We start from the raw sequence: 12,781 nt of genomic DNA on the forward strand, positions 1-12,781 counted from the left end.
CTAGGCCTCCTGCCCCTGGGTGAGATACCTCGGCTGTGTCTGGCGGTCACCGGCCGGTTCGCGGTACAGGAAGCCGTGACGAACCAGCGCATCGGTGACCCCGTCCGCCTCCCCTGTCGCGGGGGCCTCCCCCCTCCGCCAGCGCTGCCACGTCTCGACGGCCTCGCCCCGGAGCCGGATCGTCACCCCAGTGATGGGGTTGGAGAGGTAGGGGGTCGCGCGACGGGTCTCCATGGCGATGCCGATCTCGGGGCGGAGGCGGGCATCGGGCGGCCGCACCTGCCGCCGCGACGGCACCAGGAGACCGTGCCTGAGCAGCAGCGCCGCCGTGTCGGCAGGACCGCACCCCAGGTAGTGGCAGTTCTGGTACGTCAGCCAGGCCTCCAGGTCGCGCCAGGCAAGGCCGTCCAACTGCCGCCAGTCCAGGTCGCCGCCCCAGTTGAGCTGGAGGAACCTGTCATGGGCCGGGTTGTACAGCGCCATGGCCGGTTCGGTGTCCGCTTCCGTGGCGGGCCAGGGCACGCGGGTGAAGGTCACGCCGGGGGCGAGGGTGAGCCGGGCGTCCGGTTCCGGTGGCGGCCAGTCGAACAGCGGGACGGGGAGCGGCTCGGGCGGCGCGGCGCGCACACTGGCCCGCAGGAACGTGAATTCCTCGATCTCCCTCGCCATCGGGTCACGCACCGCACGGAACCACACGCCGGTGTCGTCGGCGGAACCCGACGCGTCCTCGGCGACCTGAAGAGTGTCCTGCTGCGACATGCCCGACGCGGTGCGGTAGTCGCGGCTGAGACTCAGGTCCTCGGCAGGGTCCGGCGGGTCGATCCGGATGCCGAACGCTTCTGGTTGCGTGCCGATCGGCGCGTGGACGTCCAGGACGAAGGGCGAGCCGCCCCAGGTCGTGTGGGCGACACCGTAGTGGTGCACGGACAGCCGCCGGACGGCCTCCGCGAAGGCGACCGTGCGTTCGGCCTCCTCCCGGGTCTCCCCCGGGAAGCCGTGGATCACGAACAGGTGGATCGGCACCCCGGCCTCCAGCATCGAGGTGATGTTCTCGCAGGCGTCCTCGATCCGCGTTCCCTTGCGCATCAGGTCGAGGACCCGCTGACTCGCCGATTCCAGGCCGAAGTTCATCCGGCGACAGCCGGAACGGTGCAGGAGGCCCGCGAGTTCGTCGTCCAGTGCTCCGGCGAACCGGGTCTCGCCGTACCAGTACACGTCGGCGGACGTCGACACCAACGCCTCGCTGACGTTGCGCAGGGTCCGCGGGCTCATGATCTCGTCGACGAACATGAAGTACCTGGAGCCGTGCTGGGCCCGCAGGGCGCGTACCTCTTCGGCCACCGCCTCGCCGGGACGCTGGCGGAAGGAGTTGCTCGCGAACGGGATCGAGCAGAAGGCGCAGTCCCAGGGGCAGCTGCGCGAGGCGAAGACCGGCAGGATCGGGCCCGGGGCGAGGTACTTGTCCAGGGGCAGGGCGTCGTAGGCGGGCTTGACCGCCGCCGAGATGTCGGCGCTCTGTCGGGGTGTGCGCAGCAGGATGCCGTTGTCCGCCCAGACCGCGCCCGGGATCCTCTCGCGGAAGTCCGCCGTGGCCGTCCCTCCCTCCGTGAGGCCGTCGACGACGGCGGCGAGGGCTCCCTCGCCCTCTCCGGTCACCACCGTGTCGACGTAGTCGAACAGGGCGTGCCGGTGCTGCCAGCGATCCACCAGACGGGTCGCGTAGTTGCCGCCGAGCACCACATGGACGTCCGGGCGCATGTCCTTCACCATGCTGAGGAACGTCACCGCGGCGATCAGCTGGGTGTCGGCGGACATGCTCACCGCGACGACCCCGACGGTCGGGTCGAGGAGGAGGTCCCGGTCGAGCATGCGGTCGAAGGCCCAGCGGTAGGGATTGCCTTCGGCGTCCCCGCTGGCGGCGAGCACCTGGAGCGTCGATTCGGCCGAGTAGGCGCACGTATTCGACACCAGGTCGAAATCGCAGGAGGGGAACGCGCCCGAGACGAGCCACAGCGCGTCGCGCAGGGTCCGTCGGGCGGCGTGGAAGGCGGCGGGGTCGTGCAGCGTCGCCAATGACCTCAGGCGGGCCTTGGCCTCCTCGATGTCGCGGATCGCCGCGGGGGCGACCAACTGGGCCCGCCGGCGCGCCCATTCGTCCCGCAGTCCGACAGAACGGCGCGCCGCCGCCTTCTGCCGCAGCTGCTCAAGCGCGGTCGCCGAGAGCATCCAGTCGACGCATTCGATACTCAGGTCGTAGGCCGTGGCCTGGTAGCCGTGCGCACGGAGATCGCCCAGCAGCAGGGGGACGGCCAGGTGCGGGGCATAGGCGTTCCACAGGGGCGGATTCACCAGAACGGTCTTCATGCCCTTCTTGCTCCGCATCAGCCCTCCTCGTGGCCTGGTGGGACCGGCGCCCGGACGGCCGCCCGGGCGCCGGTCGAGGTGGCACGGATCCCGCCCGTGTCACTCTTGTTCATCCGATTCCGTCTCCTGCGTCGCGCCGGACACGTCCGGGCGCTTGGCCTTCATCGACGGCAGCAGGGCGTACTGCGAGCCGGTGCGTACTTCCGGCTGCACCACCTCGACCGCGGGGCCTTCACCGGTCGCGCCGGCCGCCGCCATGAGGTGTTCCAAATCCGCCTTCTTCTTCGTCATCACTTCACCTCCCTTCCTGAGGAGCGCCGGGTCGGCTACTCGATGGTGACCAGCTCCCCTTCGAGGAGCATGGCCATCGCCGACTCGAACGCCTCCTGGAGTTCCGGTTCGCCGATCCGGCCTTTGTTGAGCTCCTGGAACGAGGCGTAGATCTGCGGACCGGAGGATCCGTCGCACAGCTCGATCACCACCCATGCCACCGGGTTCAGGTAGTGGATGGCCGGCTTGTGCGGGGTGTAGGCAAGCATGCAGTTCCACTCCGGGATGGGACGGAACCTGGCGGAGCCGTTCTGCTCAAAGCAGTCGGCTCGTAGCCGGAACGGCCGGGTGGACACGCCGGTCGTCGAGGTCGCCGGGGAGCTGAGAGACATCGATCCCTCCGTTGGTCGTCGTGCAGAACGGGTCGGGGGCGTCCCAGCGCCCGGTGAAGGCGAAGGCCGTGGACCTGCATCCGCCGGACGACCCCTGGGTCTGTTCACAGGACTCGCAGCCGCCGTCCACGTGGGCGCCCCTGTTGTGGACGTAGACGGGGTTGTTCCAGGTGTCCAGCCAGCTGACCTCGCGAACGTTGCCGTAGTCGGCGTAGTCCCGCAGGTAGGCGCAGCCGACGGAGCGGCCGGTGGCGTCCACGCCGGCGTTCTGCCAGCAGCAGTTGCCGTCCTTGGGGTGCCAGGAGGTCATGAGGTGGACCGAGTCGGGCACGCGCAGCGCTTCCAGCGCGGCCATCTGGTCGGGCAGCCGCAGCGCCAGGTCCTTCCACTGGGTACGGGCCCGCCCCAGCGGGTACAGGCGCAGCACCCCCACCCGGGTGACGCCGAGGTCGGCCGCCAGGTCGAGCACGTCCTGGAGTTCGTGCACGTTGCGCCGCGTCATGATGATCAACAGGGATACGGAGAGCCCGGCGGTCTGTGCGTTCCGCACCCCCTGGACCGTCTTGTCGAAGGACCCCGGCACCCGCACGTGCCAGTCGTGGGTGGCCGCGGTCGCGCCCAGAACGTCCACGTACAGCTCGCCGACACCGATCTCCTTCAGCCGCGCGGCCACCTCCGGGGTCAGCAGCGTCGCGTTGGTGCGCAGCCGCGTCATCACATGAGGCGTCAACTCCCCGAGCAGGTCGAGGATGTCCGGCCGGTTGAGGGGTTCGCCTCCCTCGACGAAGGCCTCGATCACGCCGGAGTCGGCCATTTCGCGGATGAGCGCCGCGTACTCCTCCCGGCGCATCTCCTCGCTGCGGGGCCGGTCCTCGCAGTCTCCGTAGCACTGGCGGCATTTCAGGTTGCACGACTGCGTGACCTGCAACCAGCTTTTCAGGGGCTCGTTGAGTACGAGATCCATGGGTCTCCGTCCTGACCGGCACCGCGGGGCACCGGCACTGAGAAATGACGGCTCGACGCGACGGCGTCAGGGCCTGCGGAAAAACGGGCACCTGAGTGCCTGGGGCGGACACAGGGCCGGGAGTGGGCTGTACGGGACGCCGCGCGTCCGCGGTGGTGCACGGCAGGACAGGTCAGGGCAGGTGCGGAGTGGTGGCGAGGGGTCTCGCGACCAAGGGGATCAGAGGGCGTGCCCGGCGCGGGCCGGGCCCGGTCGCCTCTCCACCCGTCATGACAGCACCCGTTCCCGGGGGCGGGGGCCGACCTTGCCCTCGTGGACCTGCGTCAGCCAGCGCAGAAAGTCCTGGCCCGCCGGGCCGAGGCAGCCCTGAGCGTGCCGGGCGACCTTGTCGAGCAGACTGGCGGCTCGCAGGACGGCGATCTCCGCGGACTGCTCCGCGTCCGGCCCGCCGCCGTCGACGGCCCGCTGCTCGAACCATGCGGCCAGGTGGACGTAGACATGCGCCGCCGCCAGGGCCCGGTCGACGGGCCATCGCGAGACCTTCGAGGCTCTGTGCCACTCCGGCGCCACGGTGGGTGCGGTGTCGGTGTCGTAGGTCGGAGCGAAGATCGACCTCGTCGTCTGCAGGTCGTAGAGGCGCAGATGCACGAACTCGTGGACGAGCGCCTCGGCCAGCCGCTCGGGGGTGCGCATGCAGCGGAGGGCCACGAATGCCGTTCCCGGAATCTCGTGGGTGGAGGCGCTGTCGAAGGCGTCGGGGCCGTCTACGGCAACGACGTAGCGGGCGTGCCGCACCAGCCCGCTGCACAGCTCGGGGGCCGTCGTGAGCATCAGCTCGACCGCGGCGCGCACCATCGCGGATACCTCGACCGTGCAGCCGGTCAGATGGTCGGCGTTCTCTCCCGCGCTGAGGTGGCGACGGAAGAGCGCCTCGAATTGCCGGTGGGAGGCGGCGGGCAGGGCGGGGTCGCTCAGCAGGTTCAGCCGGTGGCCGGACACCTCGATCCCCTGGTGGATTCCCGCGCGCTCCTCTGTGGCCGCCAGCGTGGCGTTGGCGTGGAGCGGGTCTGCCCTTGCGGCCAACTGCCGTCGGCACGCGGGAGTATCGCGAATGCTGCGCAGCGCCTGATCCCACGCATGCCGAATCACGGGATCCAGCGCTAAGTCGGGGGTGACCCTGCGCCCTTTCGAATCCGCCGGCCATAAATCGGGTGCGACGCATTCGAGAAGGAAATCATAGGTTTCGTATACTCGGTCGATGATGCTTGCCGGTTGGGCGAACACGGGGTGATCGGCCAGTGCAACAAGCGCAGGCTTCTGCATACAGTGGCCCCTGTCGAATTACTCCCTTACTCGTCACAGATCTCGGCGAGTGCGATGGGCAGAGGTGCCAACAGGCCGGTGGAGCACGCTTGTTGGCGACAAATCAGCGACTGACGCTTACCGAAGATTCCACCGCGGGAAAGCCGTGTCAACCGTCCCGAGCAATCAAGACGGGGGCTTGTGCGGCGAGGGTAAAAGGGCGGCATGGAAATCCAGGACGACAGGAATGGTCCGCCGCGCACTGGGTACGCGCTGCTGGTCGATTGTGCCCACTCACCGAAGGTGCCGCAGCGGCTTCCTGACCGCGCCGCGCCCGCCCGCCCGCCCGCCCGCCGCAGAGAGAACCCTGCCCCATGAGGTTCGCCATTCCCTCAGCCCGTCTGCCGGGCGGGCCGGCAACGACGGCCCTGCGTCGGCTCGTTGCCGCCAACGCGCTCAGCTCGGTGGGCGACGGCGCGCGGTTCGCGGCACTCCCGCTCCTCGCGATGTGGAGCACCGGTCAGGTCTTCTGGGTGTCCGTGGTCGCGGCCGCGAGCCGGGCGGCCTGGCTGCTCGCACCGGTCATCGGCACCCTGGTGGACCGCGTCCCCCGACGCCGGTCCATGGTGGGCGCGGACCTCGCGCGCTGCACCACGCTGCTCGTGCTGTTCGCGGTGGTGCCGATCGTGCGGCCCCCGGTGGTGCTGCTGGTGCTGCTGGCCTTCGGCGCGGGTGTTGCCGAGGTCTTCTTCGACAGTGCCGCGCAGGCCGTGGTGCCGACGCTGGCCGCCGACCACGAACTGGAGCGGACGAACGCCCGGATCCTGGCCGCCCAGATCACCGGAACCGGGTTCATCGGACCGCCCCTGGGCGCCGTGCTGTGGGCGGTGTGGCACCCGTTGCCCTTCCTCGCCGACGGTCTGACGTTCCTCGCGTCGGCGCTGCTCCTCACCACCCTGCCGGAGCGGACCGCGCCCGGCGGGACAGAGGCCCACGAACGCGGGCTGCGGGGCCTTGTGCGCGGCACCTGGGCAGGGCTGCGGTTTCTGGGCCAGGACCGGATGCTGCGCCGCCTCATGGTGGTGGTCGCCGTCCTGGGCGTAGGGCAACAGGCGGTCTACGCGGTTCTCGTCGTCTATGTGGAGCAAAGGCTCGGCCTGCCGCCCTACGGCTACAGCCTGATGCTGGTCACGGCGGCGGCCGGAAGCCTCGCCGGAGCGAGAACGGCGCCCGCGACCGTACGGCGGCTGGGTGCCGCGTGGAGCATGAGGGCCTCGGTCGCCGTGTCGGCGCTCAGCTATCTCGTCGTCGCGGTGCTGCCACGATGGCCGCTCGTGGCCCTCATGCTCGCCCTCAACAGCGCGGGGGTGGTGCTGTGGAACGTGTGCACCGTGTCGCTGCGGCAGCGCCTCGCCCCCGAGCACATGCTGGGGCGGGTCACCAGTGGCTACCGGCTCGCCGCGTGGGGCGCGATGCCGGTCGGCGCCGCGGCGGGCGGCGCCCTGGCCCAGCACACCGGACTCGACGCCCCCTGGACGCTCGCCGGTCTCCTTCTCCTGGCCTGCCTCCCCCTGCTTCCGGGAGCGGCCTCGGTTCGTCCGGGCCAGGACGACCCCGTTCCTCCCGGCCGCTAGGCGCCGTATCGGCTCGGGTAGGCCGAGGCCCGGGGCCTCCCCGGCCGCAGGCGGCGGTGTCCGTGGACCGTGCGGGCTCCCCCGGCCGGGCCGATGGCGAAGGGCCTGCTCGTCGCGAGCAGTCGGCTGCCGCGGGAGACCTGAATCCAGTACGTCCCCAAGGGGAGTTCGGGCACGGTCACTTCCGTGCCGCCGTCGCGGGGATCGACCTCCGTCGCCAACTGGGCCACCGTGCCGCGCCATTGGTCGGCGGTGACGAGCTTGAGGCGGACCGGACGCGCGTCGCGCCCCTGGGCATGCAGACGCCACACGACCTTGCGACGCGTACCGCAGGCCCAGGCGGCCGCGCGGCCGGGGGTCAACACCTGCAGCATCTGGGGTTCGGGTCCCCACTCGGGCAGATCGTGCGCGCTGGTGGCCAACTCCCAGGCGCGGTCCAGGTCATGACGGGCGGGTGCCATGATGCTCCCTCCTTCTGGCGGTCGGCTGGAACCGGCCGCCAGTCCGCATCGTCGTGCACTGCTCCTGCCCGGCCCTCCGCGCAGACCACGGGTCCGACGGCCCTGGGGAGGGCGACTTCCGTCCCGCGCGCGAGTCGGTGTGGCGGCCGAGCCCGTCCCGGGTACCCCGCTCCGTGACCTGTATCCGGCTTCGGGAACACCCTTGATGCCGATGCACGCGGATCGCACAAGAGGGCGGCGAGCGGCGGTTCAGGCGGCCACCGCGTCCCAGACCTTCTGCCGATCCGGGCGGTGCGGACGCCGCGGAGCCCGCTCGGCGAGCTTGGTCATCCAGGCGCCGATCTCCCTCAGCTCCTTGCGCCCGACCGAGGTCCGCACCTGCGGGAACCACTGGTGGTCCTCCGCGTCCATGTGCCGCTCCACGATGTCCATCAGGAGGCTCGCCTTCGCGTCGTAGGCGATCTCCTCGGGACGCATGTCCAGCAGCTCGGCGGCCAGCACCTCGGCGATGTGGTGCTCCTCCCGGAAGGCCACGATCGTCAGCTCGGTCTCGGGGGCCAGAACGGACACCCGCGGGTACATGCCCTCCCGCTCGATGTAGGTGTACACGGTCAGGGCACCCAGGAACTTCTCCACCACACCGGGATCCCGGTCGGCCCGGTACGAGCGGATGAGGCGCCTGATCTCCTTGTGGCCTTCCCGCAGCATCACGATGGCGTCGGTGGTGGGCATGGGCAGCTCCCAAGAGGCGCAGGACTCACTTCCGTGACAGGCCAATACCCGGCAAACCGGGCGGTCACACGCCACGGATGCCGGGCTGCTCGTCCGTCCTCGTACGGATACGGAACGTGGTCGGGCCGGGGCCCTCGGCGTTCCCCGGAAGGGGACTGCGAGGTGGGCGTGCGCCCGTGGGGGCACGCCCACACCGGGCTCACAGAGCGGGCGGGAACCTGTCCCACGCGCGGTGCTCGGCCAGCGCCCGGGTGACACGCTCGACGACGGCCGGCCCGCTGTCGCCCAGCACACACCCGGCCTCGCCCTCCTCGATGCCGGACGCCTCGAACATGTCCCGGGCGTCACCCCAGCCGCCGATCGCCTTGCCGTGCCGGTACGCCTCCGTCAGCAGCAACAGCACCCGCGGGTCGGGCCCCTGCGGCGCGGGCGAGCCGGCCTTGGCGTCCCGGGCTCCGTAGGCGTCCGCGCCGGGCCGGGGGGCTCCGGCGAACAGAAGGGCGTCGTATTCGACGGACCGGGCGGTGGCGAAGGTCCGCTGGACGGCGACGGGGTCGCCGTCACCGTCCAGGGCCCCGCCGACCGGGGCGATGACGAGGGGCACCATGTCGGCGGCCAGGACTGCCTGCCGTGCGGCGCGTACGCCCTCCAGATCGGCGGACGCGTCGGCCACGATGCCGACCACCCGGCCGTCCGTCGGCCAGGTGCCTCCCAGCTGGGACAGTGCCGGGCTCGGAGCGACCTGGGCGGGCGCCACGGTGGCCTGCGGCGCCGGCAGGCCAAGCCCTGCCGCGACCTGCTCGCACAGCTCCTGGTCGATGTTCGCCAGCACCTGCAAGTTGCGTTCCTTGACGGCCTGTTCGAAGCACTTGCTCAGCTCGAAGGTGTAGGCGGCGATGATGTGCTCGCGTTCCGGCGCGCTCATGCTGAGCCAGAAGAGCCGCGGCTGGCTGAAGTGGTCCTCGAAGGAGGCTGCTGCCTCACGGACCTTGCTCGTCTCCGGGATGCGCACCGGGGTCTCGACATAGGCGCCCGTGTCGGCGCCCGCGAGGAAGGGGCACCCGCCGTCCAGGCTGTTGGGGCGGTAAGGAGCGACGCCGGTGTGGACGGCGGTCTGGTGCATGCCGTCGCGGAGCATGTCGTTGACGGGCGCGTGGGGCCGATTGATCGGAATCTGCGCGAAGTTGGGGCCGCCGAGCCGGCTGATCTGGGTGTCGAGGTACGAGAAGAGACGTCCGGCGAGCAGCGGATCGTCGGTGATGTCGATGCCGGGGACCAGGTGGCCGGGGTGGAAGGCGACCTGCTCGGTCTCGGCGAAGTAGTTCTTGGTGTTGGCGTTCAGGGTCATCAGGCCGACGGGCTGAACGGGAGCGAGCTCCTCGGGGACGATCTTGGTGGGGTCGAGGAGGTCGATTCCCTCGAAGGTCTGCTCGGGAGTGTCGGGGAAGACCTGGATGCCGAGCTCCCACTGGGGGAAGGCGCCCGCCTCGATCGCGTCGAAGAGGTCCCGGCGGTGGAAGTCCGGGTCCATCCCGTTGATCAGCTGGGCTTCCTCCCAGACCAGCGAGTGCACACCCAGCTTCGGCTTCCAGTGGAACTTCACGAGCACGCTGTTGCCTGCCGTGTTGACCATGCGGAACGTGTGGACTCCGAAGCCCTCCATCATGCGGTACGAACGCGGAATGCCGCGGTCGGACATGTTCCACAGCGTGTGGTGGGTGGCCTCGGTGTGCAGGGAGACGAAGTCCCAGAACGTGTCGTGCGCACTCTGGGCCTGCGGGATCTCGCGGTCGGGGTGCGGCTTCGCGGCGTGCACGACGTCCGGGAACTTGATCGCGTCCTGGATGAAGAACACCGGAATGTTGTTGCCCACGAGGTCGAAGGTGCCCTCGTCGGTGTAGAACTTCGTCGCGAAGCCGCGGGTGTCGCGCACGGTGTCGGACGAACCACGTGAGCCCAGGACGGTGGAGAACCGGACGAACACCGGCGTCTCGACGTCCTTGGCCAGGAAGGCCGCCCGCGTCACCTCGGTCGCGGTGCCGTAGCCCTGGAAGATTCCGTGAGCGGCGGCGCCACGCGCGTGCACCACGCGTTCCGGAATCCGCTCGTGGTCGAAGTGGGTGATCTTCTCCCGCAGATGGTGATCCTGGATGAGGACCGGACCGCGCGGCCCGGCCTTCAGCGAGTGGTCACTCTCGTACAGGCGGTTCCCCTGCGCCGTGGTGAGGTACGCGCCGCTCTGCGCGGTGCGCGCCGGGTCCGCGCCCGTGGCCTGACCGGTGGGGCTCACGGTTTCCGGACCTCGCTGGTCCGGCTTCGGGGGCAGCGGCCCGGCGGGCTCGGTGGGTTCGGCAACCGACGGCGACGCGGCTCCCGGCTTGCCAGGAAGGCCGCCGCCGTTCGCCGCGGCATCTGCGTGGGGGTGCTCTGTGGTCATGCTCATCTCCCGGTGGCGGTCGTCAAGACACCTCAGCCATGACCGCAGGGCCGCGAACCTCAAACAGCCTCCGGGCGGTTGTCACTCGCATCCGCAGGAGTCCATGGCATCTGCCGCTGCCGTGCACGGCCGAGGTCGTCGACGCCGCGTACCCGCTGTCCAGCGAAGAACGCTCACTTCCCCGAGGAAGGCTGGATCTCCTCCCGGCGCGCGAGGCCCGAAACGCGACAGCACCCCGGGCGCGTCAAGCGGTCGACTCGTCCGGGATCGGGTGACCGTCACGCCTGCTGCCGGAGTGCGGGGCGCCTCGGCGGCCGGTGCCCGCCTCGTCCGTGTCGGGGATCTCCGGGTCGGGCCGCTCACCCCGCGTGCTGTCCGCGGAATCGCCTTCGGCTTCCCAGGGATCGGCGTCGAGCCCGGCCTGCTGGTCGGGCAGGTCCCGGGGTATCGGCTCGGGTGTGGCTGCTCCGTCGTCTCCTGGCCCCTCGGGCCTGCGATCGGTCATGGTGGGTCCTCGCTTTCGATGGGCGGTCCGTGCCTGGTACCCACGCCCTCGCGGACGACACTCCCCGGCGCGGGACGGTGATCGGACCCGGCACGCTCGGCGACGCACACCGAGGTGGGTGCGCCCGCGGCCCCGGAGGCCGCCATGACGAGGGGCGGCGGGCACACCCAGCCGTGCCTACCCGAAGCCGGGTTTTCCACGCGTCCCTGCCGGGGCGCCGCGCACGCGCCGACGAGCCCGGGACCGCACCGCGTCACCGCAGGCCGGACGGGGTGGAGCGGTGCACGGAGGACATCACGGGGCCCACCGAAAATTCACCCGAACGCCGCCTCAAGAGCGCGCCAGGGCCGCAGTCGTGATGACGTGGAGTGCTGTCCAACGGTACGGAGGACTGCCATGTACGAAATGCACGTCGGCACAGCCGTCACTGGCGATCGCCAGGTGTGGCACGTTGTCGCCCATGACCATCGAACCACCCTGTGCGGCCGACCCCTTGAGCCGACCGAGAACAAGGAAACCGATCACCATTGCCTGCCTTGCATGACAACGTTCCAGCAGCTCATGCAAGTTGCTGAACCCGCCTGACCCCGCGCCCGCATCCCGCCCGCTGACGCGCCCGGCCTCCCGTCGCAGGGAGGCCCGGCGCGGAAGGGGAACGGTTCAGGCAGCGTCTGGCAGACGTACTTCCAGCTCGCCCCGCGCGCTGAGCCTGCTCTCGAACGTGGGCTGCGGTGCCGTGGCCGGCCCTCGTACGTTCTGGCCGTCGGCCAGCCTGAACACGCTGCCGTGCCAGGGGCATTCCACGCAGCCGTCGGCCACCTTGCCCTCGGACAAGGGGCCCGCCATGTGGCTGCAGCGGTCGACCAGAACGTGGAACGCGCCATCCGGCACCCGCATCACCAGCAGCGGGACCTCGCCCAGCATCCGCCGGACCGCCTGTCCGGCCGGGAAGGCCTCGGCGTCGCCGAGGTTGTGCCAGCCCGGCTCCACGAGGTGGTCGATCGGCTCCGTCTTGTTGGCGCCCACGGCCTGCCGGTAGGCCAGGTGCCCGCCGACCACTCCGCCGACGCTCGCCGCGGTCAGCCCGGCGAGCGCGAGGAACCGGCCGAACACCGGCCTGCCCCGGCCCCGGACGACCCAGGAGCTCGCGTACAGGCCGATGGCCGCGGCGTTCGACGCCGCGTGCACCACACCGGTCCGCAGCTGCCGCTCGGGCTGCTCCGCCCAGTCCACCCAGCCCGCGAGAGCGGCCGGCGCGGCCGAGACGACGCCCACTCCGACCAACAGGCGTGCGCTGCGCCCGGCGCCCGGCACCCAGTCGAGCAGTGCGGAGGACAGCCACGCCCCCATCGGTACCTGCACCAGTGCCGGGTGCAGCGGGTGCCCGATCGGACGGCCGTGCAGCACATCGCGATAGGGGCCCAGCGGCAGCGCTCGAACCGCGCGTTGCAACGGTCCGGTCACCCGGTCCAGTTGCCGCGCCCCGCCGAGCGCGTCCAGCGCCTTCAGGAGGCCCGCCGTCGCGGCCCCGCACTGTTCACCGCCGCCGCGTGTCGTGGCACGCGGTCCGTCCGACGCCAACTTCCCTGCCAGGAATCGCATGTGATGCGGTTAACCCCCGCGGCGCGAATCCAAACAGTCGATCGGGCAGGGGGCCCGGCGGAGCACCGGTCTGCCCCGGGGGTGCTCGCCTTGATGGCGGAGCAGGCTCGCCCGACAG

At 70.8% G+C, this 12,781-nt stretch carries 12 protein-coding genes; 2 read left to right on the forward strand and 10 right to left on the reverse strand.

The window, feature by feature from the left end:
- From AC07F3_RS09580 to AC07F3_RS09600, 5 genes are all read right to left on the reverse strand, one after another.
- The gene (locus tag AC07F3_RS09580) at positions 1–2,382 is read right to left on the reverse strand and encodes a B12-binding domain-containing radical SAM protein (RefSeq protein ID WP_479112162.1); all 2,382 of its coding nucleotides are present in this window, start codon (positions 2,380–2,382) and stop codon (positions 1–3) included.
- A gap of 81 nt (positions 2,383–2,463) precedes the next feature.
- The gene (locus AC07F3_RS09585) at positions 2,464–2,655 is read right to left on the reverse strand and encodes a hypothetical protein (RefSeq protein ID WP_114037441.1); all 192 of its coding nucleotides are present in this window, start codon (positions 2,653–2,655) and stop codon (positions 2,464–2,466) included.
- Positions 2,656–2,690: 35 nt separating this feature from the next.
- Positions 2,691–2,903 (reverse strand): hypothetical protein, encoded by a 213-nt coding sequence (locus AC07F3_RS09590; protein ID WP_479112164.1) that lies wholly within the window; start codon positions 2,901–2,903, stop codon positions 2,691–2,693.
- Between the two features lie 46 nt (positions 2,904–2,949).
- Positions 2,950–3,990 carry a radical SAM protein gene (locus AC07F3_RS09595; protein ID WP_479112165.1) on the reverse strand — a complete coding sequence of 347 codons (1,041 nt, stop codon included), beginning with the start codon at positions 3,988–3,990 and terminating at the stop codon, positions 2,950–2,952.
- A gap of 267 nt (positions 3,991–4,257) precedes the next feature.
- On the reverse strand, positions 4,258–5,073 hold the full coding sequence (locus tag AC07F3_RS09600; protein ID WP_479112167.1) for an aKG-HExxH-type peptide beta-hydroxylase: 816 nt from the start codon (positions 5,071–5,073) through the stop codon (positions 4,258–4,260).
- A gap of 593 nt (positions 5,074–5,666) precedes the next feature.
- Between AC07F3_RS09600 and AC07F3_RS09605 the strand changes: the two genes are divergently transcribed.
- Entirely contained in the window at positions 5,667–6,926 is a 1,260-nt protein-coding gene (locus tag AC07F3_RS09605) for an MFS transporter (RefSeq protein ID WP_479112169.1), read from the forward strand.
- Here AC07F3_RS09605 and AC07F3_RS09610 read toward each other — a convergent pair.
- The 4 genes from AC07F3_RS09610 to AC07F3_RS09625 all read right to left on the reverse strand — a co-directional run bounded on the left by AC07F3_RS09610 (position 6,923) and on the right by AC07F3_RS09625 (position 11,061).
- Positions 6,923–7,387 (reverse strand): hypothetical protein, encoded by a 465-nt coding sequence (locus AC07F3_RS09610; RefSeq protein WP_479112171.1) that lies wholly within the window; start codon positions 7,385–7,387, stop codon positions 6,923–6,925. The two genes, AC07F3_RS09605 and AC07F3_RS09610, sit on opposite strands and share 4 nt — an antisense overlap.
- Before the next feature lie 249 nt (positions 7,388–7,636).
- Positions 7,637–8,119, reverse strand: coding sequence for a hemerythrin domain-containing protein (locus AC07F3_RS09615; RefSeq protein ID WP_479112173.1), 483 nt, complete (start codon positions 8,117–8,119; stop codon positions 7,637–7,639).
- A gap of 199 nt (positions 8,120–8,318) precedes the next feature.
- Positions 8,319–10,556, reverse strand: a complete 2,238-nt coding sequence (locus AC07F3_RS09620; RefSeq protein WP_479112175.1) for a catalase — start codon at positions 10,554–10,556, stop codon at positions 8,319–8,321.
- 244 nt (positions 10,557–10,800) lie between these two features.
- The gene (locus AC07F3_RS09625) at positions 10,801–11,061 is read right to left on the reverse strand and encodes a hypothetical protein (protein WP_479112177.1); all 261 of its coding nucleotides are present in this window, start codon (positions 11,059–11,061) and stop codon (positions 10,801–10,803) included.
- 396 nt (positions 11,062–11,457) lie between these two features.
- Between AC07F3_RS09625 and AC07F3_RS09630 the strand changes: the two genes are divergently transcribed.
- Positions 11,458–11,646, forward strand: a complete 189-nt coding sequence (locus AC07F3_RS09630) for a hypothetical protein (protein ID WP_388977233.1) — start codon at positions 11,458–11,460, stop codon at positions 11,644–11,646.
- 75 nt (positions 11,647–11,721) lie between these two features.
- On the opposite strand, the gene AC07F3_RS09635 is transcribed toward AC07F3_RS09630, so the two are convergent.
- Positions 11,722–12,663 carry a Rieske (2Fe-2S) protein gene (locus AC07F3_RS09635; protein WP_479112179.1) on the reverse strand — a complete coding sequence of 314 codons (942 nt, stop codon included), beginning with the start codon at positions 12,661–12,663 and terminating at the stop codon, positions 11,722–11,724.
- Between the last annotated feature and the right edge of the window lie 118 nt (positions 12,664–12,781).

The organism is Streptomyces sp. NPDC045846 (genome assembly GCF_056431605.1).